Raw genomic sequence first — 18,428 nt, 5'->3', positions numbered from 1 at the left:
AATTTTAATTAAAGCAAACTTTCATCGACTAGATTAGGTAGAGTTACTTTCAATAATGGCTCAACTTCCATGGCTCTTTTTATAGCAAAAACAGCACCTTCATTTCTGGCCCAGCTTCTTCTTGAAATTCCGTTGTTAACATCCCAGAAAAGCATTGAAGCTAAACGCTTTGAAGCCTCTGTAGAACCATCAAGAACCATACCAAATCCACCATTTATAACCTCTCCCCAGCCAACTCCGCCGCCATTATGGATAGAAACCCAAGTTGCTCCTCTAAAGCTGTCTCCAATCACATTATGAATGGCCATATCGGCAGTAAAACGGGATCCATCGTAGATATTTGACGTTTCTCTATATGGCGAATCAGTTCCAGAAACGTCGTGATGATCGCGTCCTAAAACCACAGCGCCAATTTCGCCTTTTGCAATTGCTTGATTGAATGCTTCAGCGATTTTAATTCTTCCTTCAGCATCGGCATATAAAATTCGAGCTTGAGAACCTACAACCAATTTGTTTTCTTGCGCGCCTTTAATCCATTTAATGTTATCCTGCATTTGCTGCTGAATTTCATTTGGAGCAGTTTCAGCCATTTTTTCTAAAACGTCACAGGCAATTTTATCTGTCTTTAATAAATCTTCTGGTTTTCCTGAAGTGCAAACCCAGCGGAAAGGACCAAATCCGTAATCGAAACACATTGGACCCATGATATCCTGAACGTAACTAGGATATTTAAAATCGATATTGTTTTCGGCCATTACATCGGCGCCTGCACGAGAAGCTTCTAGTAAAAAGGCATTTCCATAATCAAAAAAGTAGGTTCCTTTTGCTGTGTGTTTGTTAATTGCATCTGCATGACGACGTAAAGTTTCCTGAACTTTTTCTTTGAATAATTCGGGATTATTTGCCATTAAATCATTTGCTTCTTCAAACGAAATTCCAACCGGATAATAACCTCCAGCCCAAGGATTATGAAGAGAAGTCTGGTCTGAACCTAAATCAATCTTGATGTTTTCTTGATCAAAACGTTCCCAAACGTCGACAACATTTCCTAAATAAGCGATAGAAACAGTTTCTTTATTGGTTTTCGCCAAAGCTACTCTGGCAACTAATTCGTCAGTCGAAGTTACCACTTCATTAATCCATCCCTGTTCATGACGTATTTTAGTAATTTTCGGATTTACTTCGGCGCAGACCGTAATACAACCTGCAATATTTCCAGCTTTTGGCTGTGCGCCAGACATTCCGCCAAGACCAGAAGTTACAAATAAACTTCCTTCAGGATTTTGTTTTATTTTTCTGAAACCATTTAAAACCGTGATTGTAGTTCCATGTACAATTCCCTGCGGGCCAATATACATATAACTTCCCGCTGTCATTTGTCCGTATTGTGAAACTCCTAAAGCGTTCATTTTTTCCCAATCGTCAGGCTTAGAGTAATTTGGTATAACCATTCCGTTTGTTACCACAACTCTTGGCGCTTCTTTATGCGAAGGAAACAATCCCATTGGGTGCCCAGAATACATAGTTAAAGTCTGCTCATCTGTCATTTCAGACAAATACTGCATTGTCAATAAATATTGTGCCCAGTTTTGGAAAACAGCACCGTTTCCGCCATAGGTAATCAATTCATGCGGATGTTGCGCCACAGCATAATCCAAATTGTTCTGAATCATGTGCATAATCGCTTTTGCTTGTAATGATTTTCCAGGATATTCTTCAATCGGTCTTGCATACATTCTGTAATCTGGACGAAGACGATACATATAAATACGTCCGTAAGTTTCTAATTCTTCTGAAAATTCAGGAATTAATTCTGCATGATGTTTTGGATCAAAATAACGTAAAGCATTTTTAAGCGCCAGTTTTTTCTCTTCTGCCGAAAGAATTTCTTTTCGTTTCGGAGCATGATTAATTGCTGGATCGTAGTCCTTTTTTGGAGGTAATATAGAAGGTATTCCTTGTTGTATTTGTTCTTTGAAAGTCATTTTTTTTTAGAGATGCTAAGTTGCTAAGGTTCTAAGACGCTAAGATATTGCGGTTAGATTAACAACAGATTAATTTTTGTTTTTTTAATTATGTCGCCCGCTGGGGCTCAAATATGACAGATGGTTAATTGGTTCTATAAATATTTAGCTCCTCTGGAGCTGATAAAATAAAGCCTTGGAAAGGCGAAATATTTATAGAAAAACAGTAACCCCAATATAAAAGCTCCAGTGGAGCGAAATATTAACCGACGAAATTGGAATTTAAAATTTGAAATTTATTTTAATTGCCTCATTTTAAAATTGTCACATTGGCAAATTGTCACATTTTCTAATTAAAAAACTAAGGATAGCGGATATCCGACCTGTGATAGGACTTGTGGATTTTAATCCTGAATTTTCTTGAATGGATATCCATATTAATATTTTAGATTGTTGATTTTAGAATTATCTAATTCGTTTTTCTTCTTATTTCGCCCGTTCTTTTATCGAACCCATAAGGACAATGACGGCATCCGCTTTTGCAACAATAACCTCTTTTTAAATGGTGTTTTTCGGTAAAGCATTTATAACCTTCAGGCGTATAGTAAAAATCTTCGCCTTCGATTAATTTATTTTCATTACTTTGCTCTTTCATAAATCTGCTTCGCGTTCCTTTTCGAATAATCATAATCAAAAATAAAAAGATTTGATTATGATTTTATTGAAATCGAACAATTTTATAGCTACAAATTTATAAATTTTACAGCCAATGTTTCTGATTGTTGCCAAATATTTAATTCCGAAAGGTTATCGAGGAATGGCTGTATTTCCGTTTGTTTTGGTAAAATATAATTTTGATAAAACAAATGAGGTTTTTGTTAATCATGAAAAGATTCATTTGAGACAGCAATTAGAACTTTTAGTAATTCCGTTTTTTGTCTGGTATTTTTTAGAATATCTAATTCGTCTGATACAATATAAAAATGGAGCTTTGGCTTATCGAAATATCAGTTTTGAAAGAGAAGCTTACGCTAAAGAAAATGATTTGAATTATCTTAAAAACAGATCATTTTTTCAGTTTCTGAAATACAATAAGCTTTAAGATATCAAGACATGAATTATCACTTTCGACTTTTGACTTTCGACTTTCAACTTTAAAAAATGAATCCAGTTTTCAATCAAAATATAAATATTCAGTTTCCGAATGATATTTCGTTGACAATTAAGCGAGAAGATTTAATTCATCCGTTTGTTTCAGGAAATAAATTCAGAAAACTGAAATACAATTTGCTTCAGGCTAAAGTCGAAAATAAAAAGACGTTGCTGACTTTTGGCGGCGCTTTTTCCAATCATATCGCAGCTGTAGCTTATGCAGGAATGGAACAAGGTTTTAAGACGATCGGCATTATTCGCGGCGATGAGCTTTTAAATAAAATAGAAGAAAATCCAACCTTGAAATTTGCTCAGGAAAACGGAATGCAGTTTGAGTTTGTTTCAAGAGAAGAGTACCGTTTAAAAAACGAAGAATCTTTTCTACAAAAGCTGCAAGATAAATTTGGCGATTTTTATCTCGTTCCTGAAGGCGGAACAAACGAACTCGCCGTAAAAGGTTGCGAAGAGATTTTGACAGTTGAAGATGCGGTTTTCAACTACGTTTGCTGTGCTGTTGGAACAGGCGGCACGATTTCGGGATTGATTAATAATTCGCTGCCAAATCAGAAAATTTTGGGCTTTCCAGCGTTAAAAGGTGACTTTTTAACCGATGAAATTCGTATTTTTGCAAATAAAGATAACTGGAATTTAGTTTCTGACTATCATTTTGGAGGTTATGGCAAGATAAATTTAGAATTAATTGAATTTATTAATGCTTTTTTTGAAAAAACAAAAGTGCCCTTAGATCCAATTTATACAGGAAAGATGGTTTTTGGCGTTATAGATTTAATCGGCAAAAATTATTTTCCTCCACATTCAAAAATTTTACTCATTCACACAGGCGGATTGCAGGGAATTGACGGAATGAATATAAAGTTGAAGCAGAAGAAATTACCAATACTCAAAACCAATGATTAAAAAAATTGTATTACTTCTCGTAATATTAGCTTTAGCAAGCTGCTCTTCTAGTAAGCCTGCCATCGCGACGACCAAAAAAGCGGCAGCCGTTCAAAGTAGAACAGCGGCAGCAAAAAGAAATACTCCTGTTAAACCAATCGGTAAAAATTACCCTTCTACAAATAATACAACTGAGGTTATTCAATCTACATCTAAAACAGTTGTTACCAGTGATTTAATTAATAACTATGTGTTGCAGTACAAAGAAATTGCAATGGGAAACATGAAAACTTACGGAATTCCAGCGAGTATTATTTTGGCGCAGGGAATTTTGGAATCTGGTGCAGGAAGAGGAGATTTGGCTGTAGATGCTAATAATCATTTTGGAATAAAGTGCCATAATGATTGGTTGGGCGAAAGTGTTCGCCATGACGATGACTCGGCTCAGGAATGTTTTAGAAAATATCCTCAGGCATCAGAATCATATAGAGATCACGCTTTATTTTTGGTTGGAAAAAAACGATATGCCAGTTTATTCACTTACGAAAAAGATGATTACAAGGCTTGGGCAAAAGGGCTTAGAGCTTGCGGATATGCAACAGATCCTAAATATCCAGATAAATTGATTAGTTATATTGAGCGATACAATCTGCATCAGTATGATTGTCAAGTTACAGGAAGAAATTATGTGCCAATAAATACTTCGGCTCCACCAAAAAAATCATCTTATGACGTCGCTTCTGATCCAAAGATCAATATGAATCAATATGATCCGAATTTATATGAGGTTCAAAAAGGAGATACTTTGTATTCGATTTCAAAAAAATTCAATTTATTGGTTGAGGATTTAAAAAGAAAAAATAATCTGACTGATAATGCGATTTCGATCGGGCAGAGGTTGAAAGTGAAGTAATTAATCTATTCAAATACCTTTTGGGACTGAACTCTAAAATTTGAAATAATAGTGATCTATAAATATTGCGGAAATTTTGAGAGATCTAATTTGGAACTTACTTGTGAAAAGGAATATTTAACAGAATTAGATTCCTATTTCTTGAGAGAAGGAAAATTGAAAATTTTAATCTATAAGTGTCCCAAATGTGGCGGTTTATGGAAAATGATTGAATACAAAAATGTTCGAAAATGGTTACAAGTAAACGAAGTTGTATCAAATGAATATGCTCCATTTGAGACTCAAAATTACTTTCCTGTTGAACATTTTGAAATTGCAGAAGTTTATTTTTATGACAACTCTGTACAATGTGGGAATCCAAAAGAATGTGAAAAATATTCTGGATTAACTTGTTCTCTAAAGTCTTTAACTTTTGTAGAGAAAATTCAGGAGGGAGATGCTGGTTGTTATAGTATTAAAGAAGAAACATATGAATGCGATAAATGTAAAAATAGGTGGGCTTTAAAAGAAGAGTTTGATTCGCATCATGGATACGCAAGGTCTGCCAAAAGAATAAATTGAGGAAAAATATTTTAATGAGTTTATAAGAGGCTTAAGCTGATAAATATGAACTCTACAATTTAAATATCAAAAATAAGAATGTTATACAAAAGAAGTAGTCAGCTTTTTGCTGAAGCAGAAAAAGTAATTCCAGGAGGAGTAAATTCACCAGTAAGAGCGTTTAAAGCGGTTGGCGGAACTCCGATTTTTGTAAAAAGTGCTAAAGGCGCATATTTATACGACGAAGACGGAAACAAATTAATAGATTATATCAACTCTTGGGGACCAATGGTTTTAGGTCATGCATATCAGCCAGTTGTTGATGCGGTAATCGAAAAAGCAAAACTGGGAACTTCATTTGGAATGCCAACAGAATTGGAGACAGAAATTGCAGCTTTGGCTGTTTCTATGGTTCCAAATATTGACAAAATACGTTTTGTAAATTCGGGTACAGAAGCGTGTATGAGCGCAATTCGTCTAGCTCGCGGATTTACAAAAAGAGATAAAATCATCAAATTTGCAGGCTGTTACCACGGACATTCTGATTCATTCTTGATTCAGGCAGGAAGTGGCGCTGTGACTTTTGGATCTCCAAATAGTCCAGGAGTTACAGAAGGAACTGCAAAAGATACTTTATTAGCTAAATACAATGATTTAGAGAATGTAAAAGCTTTAATCGAAGCTAATAAAGGAGAAATCGCGGCGATTATTATCGAAGCAGTTGCGGGAAATATGGGATGTATCCCACCTCAAGAAGGTTTCTTGCAAGGTTTAAGAGACTTATGTACTGCAAACGGAATCTTATTGATCTTTGATGAGGTAATGACAGGTTTCCGTTTAGCGCGTGGTGGAGTTCAAGAATTATATGGAATTGATGCTGATATTGTGACTTTCGGAAAAGTTATTGGTGGTGGACTTCCAGTTGGAGCTTTTGCTGCACGAGAAGAAATCATGAATTATTTAGCGCCTCTTGGACCAGTTTATCAGGCAGGAACGTTATCTGGAAATCCGTTAGCAATGGCGGCAGGATATGCCATGTTGAAAGCTCTAGATAATGACAGAGAAATTTTTACTCGTTTAGAAGAAAAAACAGCTTATTTAGAAGCAGGAATTGATAGAGTTTTAAAAGCTAACAATGTTGTTTTTACAATCAATAGAGTAGGTTCTATGATTTCTGTTCACTTTGATGCAAATCCGGTAACCGATTTCCAGACTGCTGCGAAAGGAGATAACGAAACATTCAAGAAATTTTTCCATGGATTGTTGCAGGAAGGTGTCTACATTGCGCCATCTGCATACGAAACATGGTTCATTACAGACGCTTTGACTTACGAAGATTTAGATTTTACAATCAATGCGATCGATAAAGTTTCGAAAACATTTTAAATAACAAAAAAGAGGCTTTTAAAGCCTCTTTTTTTATGCATCAAATTAGATTTTATCTTTTTTGTGCTCTTTCATTTTTTCCTTCATTTTGTCTTTTTTCTCTTCTTGCAGCGCTTTCCATTTTGTGTATTGATCAGGTTTTAAGATCGATTTCATTTTAGCATCATTTGCTGCGACTTCGTCTTCCATTTGTTTTTTGAAAGCCGCTTTTTCTTCAGCAGTTGGTTTTGTGTTACTGTCTTTTTTTTCTTTTCTAGCTTCTCTAAATTTTTCGGCTTTTTCGCTTCTATCTGCTAAAAGCTGCTTTACCTGTGCTTGCTGACTCGCATCTAAATTTAATTCTGTAGTCAGTTTTTGAAGCTGTTTCTCATTACGCTGTTCTGGAGTCATTCTTTCTCTTTGCTCACGTGCTGGTTTTTGATCCATGTCTTGTGCAAAACTTGCTATTCCAACAAATAACATAGCTGCGATAAATAATTTTTTCATATTCAAGTTTTTTAATTGTTTTCAGATTAGACTTTATTATTTAAAACTGGTTTAATCAGTCTTTTAAAATTGTGTTTTATTTAACAGATTGATTTACATTTTTTTTAAAGAATGAATTTAAATAAGATTATTATAACGCTAAATATTTGACAGTAAGTATCTTGCTTCGAATATTTTTTTTTAACTTTAGGAAACTATTGCTTTTTCTGTTGTTTATGAAAAGCAATGTCCATGATTCCCATATTTCAGTAATAGATTTCAAAAACACAATTTAATACTTTATTCTATGGCAGATCTTTCCCAAGCCCACCGCATTCTTTTTTTAAATACTTTGGCATTTGCAATCTGTTTCGCATGCTGGACCCTCAACGGAGTATTAGTTACATTTTTAGTTGATAAAGAAATTTTTAACTGGAGCGTTGTGCAAATTGGCTGGCTATTGGGAATTCCTGTTCTTACAGGATCAATCATGAGATTGCCAATGGGAATTTTAACTGATAAGTTTGGTGGCAAAATTGTACATTCTGGGTTATTGATTTTGGCTTCAATTCCGTTATTTCTTTTGCCGTTTGCAACTTCTTTTACTGTTTTTGCCATTTTAAGTTTTCTATTCGGAATGGTAGGAACCAGTTTTGCTGTAGGAGTAGCTTCAACCTCTGTATGGTATCCTAAAGAATGGCAAGGAAGAGCCTTAGGAATTTTTGGAATGGGCACTGCTGGAGCTTCTATAACACCTTTTTTGGCGCCTTCACTTTTGAGTACATTCTCAGAAAACGATCCTGAAAATGGATGGAAATGGCTTCCTGTACTTTATGGTTCTGCTTTGCTATTAATGGGAATTGTATTTTTGATTTTCGCTAAAAACAAAAAAAGTGAAGCACAATCTAAAACGGTAAGACAATTATTGCAGCCCTTAAAGAGAGTGCGTGTTTGGCGTTTCGGAACTTATTATTTCTTAGTATTTGGTTCGTTTGTGACTTTCTCGCAATGGCTTCTGCCAAATTTTATGAATGTGTATCACACAACTTTAGTTTTAGGCGGAATCTTTACTTCTTGTTTTAGTTTACCTGCGGGTGTCGTACGCGCTTTTGGAGGTTTTTTGTCGGATAAATTCGGAGCCAGAAAGGTAATGTACTGGGTTTTGAGCTCTTCGGTCGTATTAAGCTTTTTATTATTGTTTCCAAAAATGGACATCACTACTTCAGGAAGTGGTCTCTTGGCCAGTAAAGCCGGAACTGTTACAGCGGTTTCGCCAGATAAAATAGTGGTTGATGGTAAAGAATATGCTATAAGTCAGAAAGATGAAAGTCAGCCGCATTCTAAATTTTTTCCATCCAAAAAAACATGGCAGGAAGTTGTCGTAGTAGAAAATCAAAAAATACAGAAAAAAGATTTATTGGCAGAAGGAATTACACAAATTCATTTTGAAGCCAATATGTGGGTGTATTTAGTTTTGGTTATTCTAATAGGAATTTCGTGGGGAATTGGTTCTGCCGCGGTGTACAAACATATACCAGATTATTTTCCCAATGAAGTAGGTGTAATTGGTGGAATGGTCGGACTCTTAGGCGGTTTAGGCGGATTCTTCGGACCCATTATTTTTGGCTATTTATTATCATTTACTGGATTCTGGACGAGTTCTTGGCTTTTTATTCTGGCACTATCATTAACCTGTCTGATTTGGATGCACCGTGTAATTGTGAAAATGACAAAAGAAAAACTGCCTGAAATGGCTAAAGATATTGATCGAAAATAATCTGTCATGAAAGAAAAAACATTTAATACGAAAGCTTTATTAATTGCAACGGCAGCTTCGGTTTTTATGGTCGTATTGGTTTTTTATGGATCAAGAAAATTGCAGAATTTTGATGCGGCCTTAGTTACCTATTTATTCGGAACTCTGTTTGCATTTTTCGGAGTCGTGTATCGCTATACAGTTTGGCTGCAACGACCGCCAACTTGGATGTATTTCAAGCGCGGAATTCATTTTCTCTTTACAGGAAAAGTATTTTCGCATTTGTGGTTTTTAGGAAAAGAATCAGTTCAAAATATCGCTTTTCAGAAGTTCATTTATCCAAGAGGAAAATACAGATGGCTGGCTCATTTCTGTATTGCAATTGGCTGTTTTTCGGCTTTTGCAATTACTTTTCCGTTAACGTTTGGATGGATTCATTTTACTTTGGCACCAAATTCCATTTCAGTTTACGAAGCTCACTTTTTTGGTTTTAAAGTAATGGATTTCAGGTTGGATTCTATTATGGCTTTTTTGACTTTCCATGCCTTAAACTGGTCTTCCTATCTAGTTATTTTTGGATCACTTTATTATTTAAGAAGACGTTTAACCAATCCGGGATTAATTGCAACTCAAACTTTCGAAGGAGATTTATTACCGCTTTTATTATTAATTGCAATCTCGGTTACAGGTTTGTGTCTGACTTACTCTTATCAATTTATGAAAGGATTTGCGTATGATTTTCTCGCAGTGGTTCATGCCGTAACGGTAATAATGTTTTTAATATGGATTCCGTTTGGAAAGTTCTTCCATATCATTCAACGACCTGCACAGATTGGTGCGCACATTTACAAAAAAGAAGGAATGAAAAAAGGAATGGCAATCTGTAAAGAAACAGGAAAACCTTTTACAACTCAGCTTCATATTGATGATTTAAAAATTGTAACCAAACAATTAGGCTTTGACTTTAGTGACGATCAAGGAAATTCACATCTGGATTTAAGTCCCGAAGGAAAACGAGATCGTTTGGCAAAAGCGCATTTAAAAGCAAGAATCGAAGGCGGAAATTTATTTGGATAAAATTATAGTTTCAAGTTTAAGGTTTCAAGTTTCGTCGCAGAACGTGAAACATGAAACATGAAACATGAAATCTGAAACCAAAAAATAACAAAAAAAAATCATGGCAAAACTACCTGTATCAACCGAAAAAATAATTGAAGCATTTGGTCCGCATCTGAATTATACGCCAAAAGAAGGATATCCAGGACGTGATGAACCAGATAAAACGGTTAAGACACATTGCTGTTTCTGTGGCATGCAGTGCGGAATTCAATTATCTGTAAAAGACAATAAAGTGGTTGGTTTTGAACCTTGGATGGAATTTCCGTTCAACGAAGGCCGTTTGTGTCCAAAAGGGGTACAGCGCTATATGCAGAACAATCATCCCGACCGATTATTACACCCCATAAAAAGAGTAGAAGGCAAAGGTTTTGAACAAACTACTTGGGATGAAGCTATGGATAAAACCGTTTCGGAAATTAAAAGAATTCAGGAAAAATACGGCAAACATGCTTTTTCGATGTTATCTGGAGTTTCGCTTACAAACGAAAAAAGTTATTTGGTAGGAAAATTTGCTAGAGTAGCTTTAAAAACAAGAAATTTAGATTATAACGGACGTCTTTGCATGGTAAGTGCTGGCGCAGGAAACAAAAAAGCATTTGGTTTAGATCGAGCTTCAAACAATTATTCGGATTTAGAATATGCTGAAGTTATTATTGTTGCGGGAGCGAATATTAGTGAGACGTTTCCAACATTAACCCATTGGATCTGGAAAGCGAGAGATCGCGGCGCTAAATTAATTGTAGTCGACCCGCGAGTTATTCCATTGGCAAGAACTGCTGATGTCCATTTAGATGTACGACCGGGAACCGATTCGGCTTTATATGGTGCAATGCTAAAATATCTCGTAGATCATGATATGCTAGATCATGATTTTATCGATAATCATACTTCGGGATTTCAAGAAACAATTGATGCCGTAAAGGATTATTCTTTAGAATGGGCAGAAGAGATTACGGGAATTTCGAAAGAAAAAATTAAAGAGGCAGCTGAATTATGGGGAAAAGCAAAAACGAGCTTTTTACTGCACGCACGAGGAATCGAACATCACTCAAAAGGTGTCGATAATGTATTAGGATGCATTAATCTGGTTTTGGCAACAGGAAGAATTGGAAGACCATATTGTGGTTACGGAACCATTACGGGGCAAGGAAACGGACAGGGAGGAAGAGAACACGGTCATAAATGCGATCAATTGCCTGGAAATCGTGATATCGAAAATATGGATCATCGCAAATACATTGCCGATGTCTGGAAAATTAAGGAAGAAGATATGCCACATAAAGGTATCACAGCTTATGAGATTATCGAAGCAATCCATAGCGGTGAAATAAAAGGATTGATTTCGATTTGTTTTAATCCGTTAGTGTCTTTACCGAATAATAATTATGTGCGTTCTGCTCTTGAAAAATTAGAGTTTTATGTGGCAATAGATTTCTTTTTGAACGAAACAGCACGTCATGCTGATATTGTTTTAGCAGGTTCATTGCAGGAAGAAGAGGAGGGAACGACAACTTCAGCCGAAGGACGTGTTATCCGAATTCGTCAAGCTGTAACACCTCCAGGCGATGCGAGAACAGACACTTCAATATTATTAGAATTAGCAAAGAGATTAGGCGAAGAAGAAAGATTTACTTACGCAGATAGTGAAGCCATTTTTAATGAACTGCGTGTCGCTTCAAAAGGAGGAACTGCTGATTACAACGGAATTACCTATAAAAAAGTAGAAGATAATATGGGTGTTTTCTGGCCATGTCCAACCGAAGATCATCTTGGAACGCCAAGATTGTGGGAAGATAAAAAATTTGCCACACCAGACGGAAAAGCACATTTTAATCCAGCTCCTTATAAACTGCCTGGCGAGGTTACAGATGAAGAATATCCAATAACATTAACAACTGGTCGTGTTGTTTCTCAATATTTAAGCGGAACGCAAACTAGAAGAATAGGAAAACTAGTAGATCAATTTCCTGAACCTTTGTTGGAAATTCATCCAGAAATGGCTCAGAAATATAATATTCAGCAAAGGGAATTAGTTAAAGTTTCAACCCGAAGAGGAGAAGGAATTTTTCCTGCCAATATTGTAGAAACCATTCGAAAAGATACCGTTTTTATTCCCTATCACTGGCCAGGGAAAAAATCGGCCAATCAGTTAACGCCTGGAACATTAGATCCGATTTCTAAAATTCCAGAATTTAAAGTCTGTGCTTGTAAGTTGGAACCTTTGGGCGAAATCGAAAACTCATCAGACAAATCAGATGCTTATGCAAGTGTTTAATCTATAAAAAGCAACAATTATGAATGTAACCAATTATAATAAAAACGAAGAGTTTTTTGTAGACCTACAAAGATGCATAGGCTGTAAAGCGTGCGAAATGGCGTGTTCGGAATGTGAAACGAATGGTCAGGAATCCATGATTCATGTTAATTATGTAGAGCGTGCCGTGACAATTCAGACCACAGTTCAGGTTTGTATGCATTGCGAAGATCCAGTTTGTGCAAATGTTTGTCCAGCTGATGCGATTTCGCAAGATGAATTCGGAGTAGTTCATACCGCAAATACAGAACGCTGCATTGGCTGCTCCAATTGTGTAATGGCTTGTCCGTTTGGAGTTCCAAAGAAAATGGAAGAATATGATTTGATGATGAAATGCAATATGTGTTACGATAGAACCAGCGTTGGTAAAAAGCCAATGTGTGCAACGGTTTGCCCGAGTGGCGCGCTGTTTTATGGAACTCGCGCTCAGATTGAAGAAATGCGTCCAAACAGCACTCCTGTAAATTCATTTGTTTTCGGGAAAGAACGTGTCAATACAAAAGTGAATATCATGATGCCAAAAGGAAGCAACGAATTACGAATATTCTAAATCTAAAATCCATGTCTAAAGAAGATAATTTAAGTGAAAACTGGAAGAAAGATTTTCCATATAAAAAGCAGGAATCGACACAAGTCAGCCGTCGTGATTTTGCCAAGTTTCTTACACTAGTTTCTGGAGGCTTAATGGTAGGAAGTGGTTTGGTCGCAGCAAAAGCGTATTTGTTGCCTGGCGAAGAAGTTGTTGGAGAACATTTTGTGTGTGAAGTAAAAGATATTCCGTTAGGCGGAACAAGAGGTTTTGTGATTGAAGGAAGTGCCATTCCTTATATTTTGGTGCATTTAGAAAGCGGCATGTTTCGAGCCTACGAACAAAAATGTACGCATCTTTCTTGTGCCGTTTATTACAAACCTGGAACAGGAATAATTCATTGTCCATGCCACGAAGGTTCTTTTGATGCTTTAACGGGAGATGTTATCGCTGGACCTCCGCCGAGAGCGTTGCCTCAGTTAGAAGTGCTTTTAAAAGGGGATAAAATTTTCGTAAAAGCATTCGAAAATAAAGAAAGTTAATAGTTTAAAATAAAAATTATGAGTACATTTAGAAAAAGCCAAAATCAAGCAAATCCTAATAAGTTGAATGTTATTCTGTCTACTTTAATATTTGTTTTAATCTTAAATGTAAGCATTCAGATCTGGTTATTGTATGCTGCTTTAAACAATGCATTAGATAACAATAAAGAAATTTTAATTCCTGCTTTTATAGGTTCGCTTATTTTATTTTTGATTGGTTTTGGATGGCTGTATTATCTGCCAAAAGGGAATTTTAAAAATAATACATAAAAAAATAGAATATCATGAACTCAAATCCAGATGCAAGAAAAATTGCCTTTTTCTCTACTCAGCCATATGATAAAACGTTTTTCAATAAATACAATGAAGATTTTGGTTTTCAGTTGAATTTCTTTGAAACACAATTGAATCCTCAGACTGTAGCTTTAATTGAAGAGTGCGAGATTGTTTGTGTTTTTGTAAATGATATTGTAAACGAAACCGTTATTAAACAATTAGCAGAAAAAAAAGTAAAAATAATTGCCTTACGTTGCGCTGGATTTAACAATGTCGATTTGGAGGCAGCTAAAAAACACCACATAAAAGTTTGCCGTGTTCCCGCATATTCTCCGCAAGCAGTTGCCGAACATGCCATGGCAATGATTTTAACTTTAAATAGAAAAACACATAAAGCTTATAATAGAGTTCGCGAGCAGAACTTCTCTTTAAACGGATTATTAGGTTTCGATTTATTCGGAAAAACAATCGGAATTATTGGAACTGGAAATATCGGAAAAGCATTCTCCAAGATAGCCTCAGGTTTTGGCTGTAAAGTCTTGGCTTATGATATTATAGAAAATGAAGAAATGAAAAAGGACGGTGTTTCTTTTGTCGGCTTGGAAGAGATTTTTAAATCTAGTGATATTATTTCGCTTCATTGTCCGTTGAATGAGCAAACAAAACATGTTGTCAATGCTACTTCTATTTCTTTTATGAAAAACAGTGTTATGATAATCAATACCAGTCGCGGTGGATTAATAGAAACGTCATCTGTTATTGAAGGTTTGAAAGAAGGAAAAATAGGTTATTTAGGTATTGATGTTTACGAACAGGAAGAAAAATTGTTCTTTAGAGATCTTTCGGCAGATATTATTCAAGATGATGCAATTCAGCGTTTAATGAGTTTTCCAAATGTTTTGGTAACAGCACATCAGGCGTTTTTTACCAACGAAGCTTTAACTCAGATTGCTTTAGTGACTTTTAACAATATAAAATCATTGCTGACTCAAAATGATATTGAAAATAAAGCGGCATTACTGGTGTAAATTATAACGAATTTAAAATATCAGATTATGAAAAATAAGATTTTAATTCTAATGAGTATTTTGGCATTAAGCTCTTGTCAAAATAAAGATAATTCGAAAAATATTGTAAAAACAGTTGTTCAAGATACGTTATCTAAAACACTTGGTGGTACAGCAAATTTAAGTGAAGCTACGCCAAAAGAAGATAAAGCCGTAGAGTTAATCCGTAAACAGTTATTGGTTTTATTAAAGAATGATATCCCTGCACTGACCAAAGACGATCGTTATTTTTATTATGAAGCTTTCGATTTGAATAATGATAAGAAAAACGAATATTTAGTTGGTTTTGCAAACCCTTATTTTTGCGGAAGTGGAGGATGCTCGGGTTATATTTTAAAGAATGATGGTACTGTAATCAATCGTTTCACAGTAACCGATTTCCCGATTTATGTAACCTCTTCATCAACTGAAAAGTTTTATGATTTGATATTTGAAAGCGGAGGAAAATTTCATCTTCTAAAAATGAAAAGTGGAAAATACCCATCCAATCCATCTGTTCAAGAAGTTATAAAAGGCGATGTTCCAAAAGAGAGTACAAAGGTTTTGGATATTCAAGGAAAGAAATTGGAGAAATATTCGTTTTAAAAATAAAAAACCCGACAGATTTTAGAATCTGTCGGGTTTAAATATTAGTAAGCTTTGTAATTTCTAAAATTCAAATTCTCCAATTAGAATTTTACTGTCACTTTCGCGTTTGTTTTCTTTTTGATTTTGGAAAACAGCAATTTTACGTTCCTGTCTGCCATCAGAATAATAAAGATAAACTTCTGCCATTACAGTCGTTGGTCCAGAAAGAATGTTCTGTCTTTCGCCGAAGAAATTAGTCTTAATTTTATATTTCCCTTTAATCGCTTTTTTAAGTAAAAATTGCTCAGGACCAAAACCTTGAGTGAAATCGTTGCTTAATCTTCCTCCAATTTCTGTAGATCTATGCGAGTAAGAGCAATCTTCTCCTCTTGGATCTGTAACCCAAAGGTCTATATCTGTATTGTCTTTATTCCAATTAATAACAATGCGAATGTCGACTGGAAGGTTTGCTTTTAGACGATCATCTACTTTGCTTGCATCAACATTTTTGTTTTGACTCAAAATATTATTGATTTCCATAATCAAAATCTCTTCGATACCATTATCTCTAATAGAAATCTCATCGGTATATTCCTGATAAAGCATGCCTTTATAGATGTTAAGAGCTTCTTGAGGTTTTTTATTGTCTACCAAAGCCAATGCATAATCTCTGTGGCTTTGAGGGTCAAATGGTCTCCATTCTAGAATTTTTTGAGTAATCCACAATTCTTTTTCATAATTGCCTCTCTGTTTCAACAGATAAGATATCGTTTTGTACAACTCTTCATTTTCCAAATCAAGTTCTGCTAATGTGCTTAAAACCTTTAGAGAAAGAGCTTTATCACCTTTTTTGAATAGGAGTTTAGAAACATCAAAATAATAGGTTACCTGTTTCTCATATTTTGGACGATTTTCAAGATATTTCTGGTAAATCAATTCCGGCGATTGTAAAGATTGAAAATCTTTCATGTACTCTTGAGTGCTTTCAACCTCTACCAAAGTTATTTTACCTGTAGCTGTTTTTTTATCGCTTGCTCTACTTTCTGCAGAATATAAAGCATTATCGCTAACAACACTTTCCTCTGCTGACGACAATTTTTGTGACTGCTTAGAAATTGTAGGATATTGTTTTTTTTCTGTAGGCTTAAATTCACTGTTCCACCAAGTTGTCAGTTCACGTGTTTTATCAAAAGCTTTAGATAGAAGATTTCTTCTTTTTTCTAAAATTTGTTTTTTGTTTTGAGAAACGATTCTGTTGTATTCTGGTAATAATTCCTGTGGAGGAGTAATGCCAAAACGCACATAATCATTAACATCTTCCAATACGATAAGACTGGTGTTCTTACTTACTACACCAAACTGCTCGCTCAGATTTCTGATTTCATCACTGTTTTGAGTTGAATTAAGTTCAAGATCATTAATTTTTCGTTGCGCCCAAAACTGTGCAAGAGGCCAATTATCTACTTGTACAGCGTTACTAAAATCTACAGGCACTTCAAATTTCTTGTCTCCGACTGAAAAAACAGCAGTAAGTTTACTCAAGTTCGAAGATGAAATTCCGAATATATTCACAGGTTCGTTTACGGCAGTTCCAACATTTGGAAATAACTCTTGAAGCGTATTTGTTTCTTTAAAGCCTAAAAACAGAATCGGAAGCCTTTTATATGTTTTTAGAGCAGATTGCGTATCTAATTCGTTAAGATTAATAAAATTTCCTCCAGATTGTGATGCTAAAAGTTTCAGCAGATTAAAATCAGAAGTTGGGGTGCTTGTTATAGTGTTAACCGGTTTTTTGAATTTTAAAGTTAAATCTCCAAAATTTGAAATTCCGTCAGAAAACAAAAGATATTCGTCTATTGATGAAATCTCTTTTAAAGCGCCGAAGTCAGTTCCACCATCATATTTCAGATTAAGAATTCTGTCTTTTAAGGCATTCCAGTTTCCTCCAGAAACAGTAAATTCTTCTGTTTTTTCTAGCGTATTATTTAGAAGAACAAAAGAGACTGCAACATTCTTGTTGTCTGAAAAATAAGCATTAAGAAAGTCCAGTTCTTTTTGACGCTCTCTCTTTGATCCGCTAAATGAATTATCCCAAATAATGGCAACTTTTTGAGATTTTGTTTTTTCCTTTACAGGGAAATTCATTGAAACACTTGCTGCAAAATAAGATTTATCGTCAGAAGCTTTTTGAAGCATCACGTTCGACGATTCGTTTACTTTTGGAATAGCTATTTTAAGGCTTTCATTTGGCGTAAAATTTACTTTATTAATCTCAGCAATCCATTGGTTTCCTTTTTTCTGAAAAGAAAAACTTCCGTCTGGATTTTCAGTGATTTTAGGAGTGACTAAACTTTCATTAACTACTACTTTCAGATTAAATTTTGGAATGTTAATAGCATTGGCAAAACTTAAAAAGTACTGATAATCAGTAGCCGAATTTTTCAATTCCTGATTGTACGTAATTTTAATAAATCGGCTGCCTCTAGCTGTAATTGGATAAATTCTAGTTCTGAAATTGTTTCCAGCTACTTTTTCAATAATACCTGGATCTACATTTCTTTTTTCAATACTTTCAAATACTTCTTTAGCTCGTTCTTTTGGAACAGGAACGGCATCTCTTAAGCTTCCATTAATGTCCAAAGCATAACCACTTACGCTTACTCCTTCTGGCAACGGAAGGGTAAAATTTCCTTCTAAAATTCTGTCGCCAGGATTATAAAATGTATAAGTAGCTGTAGTGGAAGCAAGATTTCCTAAAATTTTGGTTTCAATTTTTACCTCCTGTAAGATTACCGAATTTTTTTTCTGATTTTCGACATCCAGAGTTGGAATCTGTGAAAAAGCGGCACCGCAGAACAGTAGTGCACAGATACTAAAAAATTTATTCATAATTAATTAAGTCGATTTTTTGTTTGGTTGGAAAAGTGAAAACCTGATTAGA

Annotated in this window: 17 protein-coding genes; 13 read left to right on the top strand and 4 right to left on the bottom strand. The window is 35.1% G+C overall.

The features are described from left to right. Positions 1-8: 8 nt before the first annotated feature. Positions 9-1,985 (bottom strand): urocanate hydratase, encoded by a 1,977-nt coding sequence (gene hutU / locus AAYQ05_RS08975; protein ID WP_343542774.1) that lies wholly within the window; start codon positions 1,983-1,985, stop codon positions 9-11. Positions 1,986-2,433: 448 nt separating this feature from the next. Continuing rightward, positions 2,434-2,619, bottom strand: a complete 186-nt coding sequence (locus AAYQ05_RS08970; RefSeq protein ID WP_111377387.1) for a C1orf53 family protein — start codon at positions 2,617-2,619, stop codon at positions 2,434-2,436. A gap of 114 nt (positions 2,620-2,733) precedes the next feature. Between AAYQ05_RS08970 and AAYQ05_RS08965 the strand changes: the two genes are divergently transcribed. The 5 genes from AAYQ05_RS08965 (at position 2,734) to hemL (ending at position 6,852) form a co-directional block, all read left to right on the top strand. Then, complete coding sequence (locus tag AAYQ05_RS08965) at positions 2,734-3,066, top strand: hypothetical protein (RefSeq protein WP_343542772.1); 333 nt, start codon at positions 2,734-2,736, stop codon at positions 3,064-3,066. A gap of 59 nt (positions 3,067-3,125) precedes the next feature. Continuing rightward, positions 3,126-4,034 (top strand): 1-aminocyclopropane-1-carboxylate deaminase/D-cysteine desulfhydrase, encoded by a 909-nt coding sequence (locus AAYQ05_RS08960; RefSeq protein ID WP_343542770.1) that lies wholly within the window; start codon positions 3,126-3,128, stop codon positions 4,032-4,034. Then, positions 4,027-4,926, top strand: coding sequence for a glucosaminidase domain-containing protein (locus AAYQ05_RS08955; protein WP_343542768.1), 900 nt, complete (start codon positions 4,027-4,029; stop codon positions 4,924-4,926). Before AAYQ05_RS08960 ends, AAYQ05_RS08955 begins: the two co-directional genes overlap by 8 nt. A 51-nt stretch (positions 4,927-4,977) precedes the next feature. After that, a complete protein-coding gene (locus AAYQ05_RS08950; RefSeq protein ID WP_343542765.1) occupies positions 4,978-5,487 on the top strand; it encodes a hypothetical protein in 510 nt (169 codons plus the stop codon). Between the two features lie 78 nt (positions 5,488-5,565). After that, positions 5,566-6,852 (top strand): glutamate-1-semialdehyde 2,1-aminomutase, encoded by a 1,287-nt coding sequence (gene hemL / locus AAYQ05_RS08945; protein ID WP_343542763.1) that lies wholly within the window; start codon positions 5,566-5,568, stop codon positions 6,850-6,852. Positions 6,853-6,897: 45 nt separating this feature from the next. Here hemL and AAYQ05_RS08940 read toward each other — a convergent pair whose 3' ends face one another. Then, positions 6,898-7,338 (bottom strand): DUF4890 domain-containing protein, encoded by a 441-nt coding sequence (locus AAYQ05_RS08940; protein ID WP_343542762.1) that lies wholly within the window; start codon positions 7,336-7,338, stop codon positions 6,898-6,900. Between the two features lie 286 nt (positions 7,339-7,624). On the opposite strand from AAYQ05_RS08940, the gene AAYQ05_RS08935 reads away from it, so the two are divergent. The 8 genes from AAYQ05_RS08935 (at position 7,625) to AAYQ05_RS08900 (ending at position 15,505) form a co-directional block, all read left to right on the top strand. Beyond that, positions 7,625-9,094 carry an MFS transporter gene (locus AAYQ05_RS08935; protein WP_343542761.1) on the top strand — a complete coding sequence of 490 codons (1,470 nt, stop codon included), beginning with the start codon at positions 7,625-7,627 and terminating at the stop codon, positions 9,092-9,094. A 6-nt stretch (positions 9,095-9,100) separates the two neighbouring features. Beyond that, positions 9,101-10,150, top strand: coding sequence for an MFS transporter (locus AAYQ05_RS08930; RefSeq protein WP_281631366.1), 1,050 nt, complete (start codon positions 9,101-9,103; stop codon positions 10,148-10,150). 100 nt (positions 10,151-10,250) lie between these two features. Beyond that, positions 10,251-12,467, top strand: a complete 2,217-nt coding sequence (locus AAYQ05_RS08925) for a molybdopterin oxidoreductase family protein (RefSeq protein WP_343542760.1) — start codon at positions 10,251-10,253, stop codon at positions 12,465-12,467. Positions 12,468-12,486: 19 nt separating this feature from the next. After that, positions 12,487-13,056 carry a 4Fe-4S dicluster domain-containing protein gene (locus AAYQ05_RS08920; protein ID WP_281631368.1) on the top strand — a complete coding sequence of 190 codons (570 nt, stop codon included), beginning with the start codon at positions 12,487-12,489 and terminating at the stop codon, positions 13,054-13,056. Between the two features lie 11 nt (positions 13,057-13,067). Continuing rightward, a complete protein-coding gene (locus AAYQ05_RS08915) occupies positions 13,068-13,577 on the top strand; it encodes a QcrA and Rieske domain-containing protein (protein ID WP_343542755.1) in 510 nt (169 codons plus the stop codon). A gap of 18 nt (positions 13,578-13,595) precedes the next feature. Next, positions 13,596-13,847 (top strand): DUF6755 family protein, encoded by a 252-nt coding sequence (locus tag AAYQ05_RS08910; RefSeq protein ID WP_177210660.1) that lies wholly within the window; start codon positions 13,596-13,598, stop codon positions 13,845-13,847. 14 nt (positions 13,848-13,861) lie between these two features. Further along, the gene (locus AAYQ05_RS08905) at positions 13,862-14,881 is read left to right on the top strand and encodes a 2-hydroxyacid dehydrogenase (RefSeq protein WP_281631370.1); all 1,020 of its coding nucleotides are present in this window, start codon (positions 13,862-13,864) and stop codon (positions 14,879-14,881) included. A 27-nt stretch (positions 14,882-14,908) separates the two neighbouring features. After that, positions 14,909-15,505 carry a hypothetical protein gene (locus AAYQ05_RS08900; protein WP_343542752.1) on the top strand — a complete coding sequence of 199 codons (597 nt, stop codon included), beginning with the start codon at positions 14,909-14,911 and terminating at the stop codon, positions 15,503-15,505. A 63-nt stretch (positions 15,506-15,568) separates the two neighbouring features. Here AAYQ05_RS08900 and AAYQ05_RS08895 read toward each other — a convergent pair whose 3' ends face one another. After that, positions 15,569-18,376, bottom strand: coding sequence for a DUF2135 domain-containing protein (locus AAYQ05_RS08895; RefSeq protein ID WP_343542751.1), 2,808 nt, complete (start codon positions 18,374-18,376; stop codon positions 15,569-15,571). Between the last annotated feature and the right edge of the window lie 52 nt (positions 18,377-18,428).

Origin of the sequence: Flavobacterium movens (assembly GCF_039581425.1) — a bacterium.
In the GTDB taxonomy this organism is placed as follows: domain Bacteria; phylum Bacteroidota; class Bacteroidia; order Flavobacteriales; family Flavobacteriaceae; genus Flavobacterium; species Flavobacterium luteolum.
Note: the sequence above shows the minus strand (reverse complement) of the source record. Positions and strands in the feature narration are given on the sequence as shown.

What these genes read in the sequence shown, in the direction of transcription:
- AAYQ05_RS08905 (WP_281631370.1), top strand. Translation starts at nt 13,862, where the DNA reads ATGAACTCAAATCCAGATGCAAGAAAAATTGCCTTTTTCTCTACTCAG.
- AAYQ05_RS08915 (WP_343542755.1), top strand. Translation starts at nt 13,068, where the DNA reads ATGTCTAAAGAAGATAATTTAAGTGAAAACTGGAAGAAAGATTTTCCA.
- AAYQ05_RS08910 (WP_177210660.1), top strand. Translation starts at nt 13,596, where the DNA reads ATGAGTACATTTAGAAAAAGCCAAAATCAAGCAAATCCTAATAAGTTG.
- AAYQ05_RS08925 (WP_343542760.1), top strand. Translation starts at nt 10,251, where the DNA reads ATGGCAAAACTACCTGTATCAACCGAAAAAATAATTGAAGCATTTGGT.
- hemL (WP_343542763.1), top strand. Translation starts at nt 5,566, where the DNA reads ATGTTATACAAAAGAAGTAGTCAGCTTTTTGCTGAAGCAGAAAAAGTA.
- AAYQ05_RS08955 (WP_343542768.1), top strand. Translation starts at nt 4,027, where the DNA reads ATGATTAAAAAAATTGTATTACTTCTCGTAATATTAGCTTTAGCAAGC.
- AAYQ05_RS08965 (WP_343542772.1), top strand. Translation starts at nt 2,734, where the DNA reads ATGTTTCTGATTGTTGCCAAATATTTAATTCCGAAAGGTTATCGAGGA.
- AAYQ05_RS08940 (WP_343542762.1), bottom strand. Translation starts at nt 7,338, where the DNA reads ATGAAAAAATTATTTATCGCAGCTATGTTATTTGTTGGAATAGCAAGT.
- AAYQ05_RS08930 (WP_281631366.1), top strand. Translation starts at nt 9,101, where the DNA reads ATGAAAGAAAAAACATTTAATACGAAAGCTTTATTAATTGCAACGGCA.
- AAYQ05_RS08900 (WP_343542752.1), top strand. Translation starts at nt 14,909, where the DNA reads ATGAAAAATAAGATTTTAATTCTAATGAGTATTTTGGCATTAAGCTCT.
- AAYQ05_RS08960 (WP_343542770.1), top strand. Translation starts at nt 3,126, where the DNA reads ATGAATCCAGTTTTCAATCAAAATATAAATATTCAGTTTCCGAATGAT.
- AAYQ05_RS08970 (WP_111377387.1), bottom strand. Translation starts at nt 2,619, where the DNA reads ATGAAAGAGCAAAGTAATGAAAATAAATTAATCGAAGGCGAAGATTTT.
- hutU (WP_343542774.1), bottom strand. Translation starts at nt 1,985, where the DNA reads ATGACTTTCAAAGAACAAATACAACAAGGAATACCTTCTATATTACCT.
- AAYQ05_RS08935 (WP_343542761.1), top strand. Translation starts at nt 7,625, where the DNA reads ATGGCAGATCTTTCCCAAGCCCACCGCATTCTTTTTTTAAATACTTTG.
- AAYQ05_RS08920 (WP_281631368.1), top strand. Translation starts at nt 12,487, where the DNA reads ATGAATGTAACCAATTATAATAAAAACGAAGAGTTTTTTGTAGACCTA.
- AAYQ05_RS08895 (WP_343542751.1), bottom strand. Translation starts at nt 18,376, where the DNA reads ATGAATAAATTTTTTAGTATCTGTGCACTACTGTTCTGCGGTGCCGCT.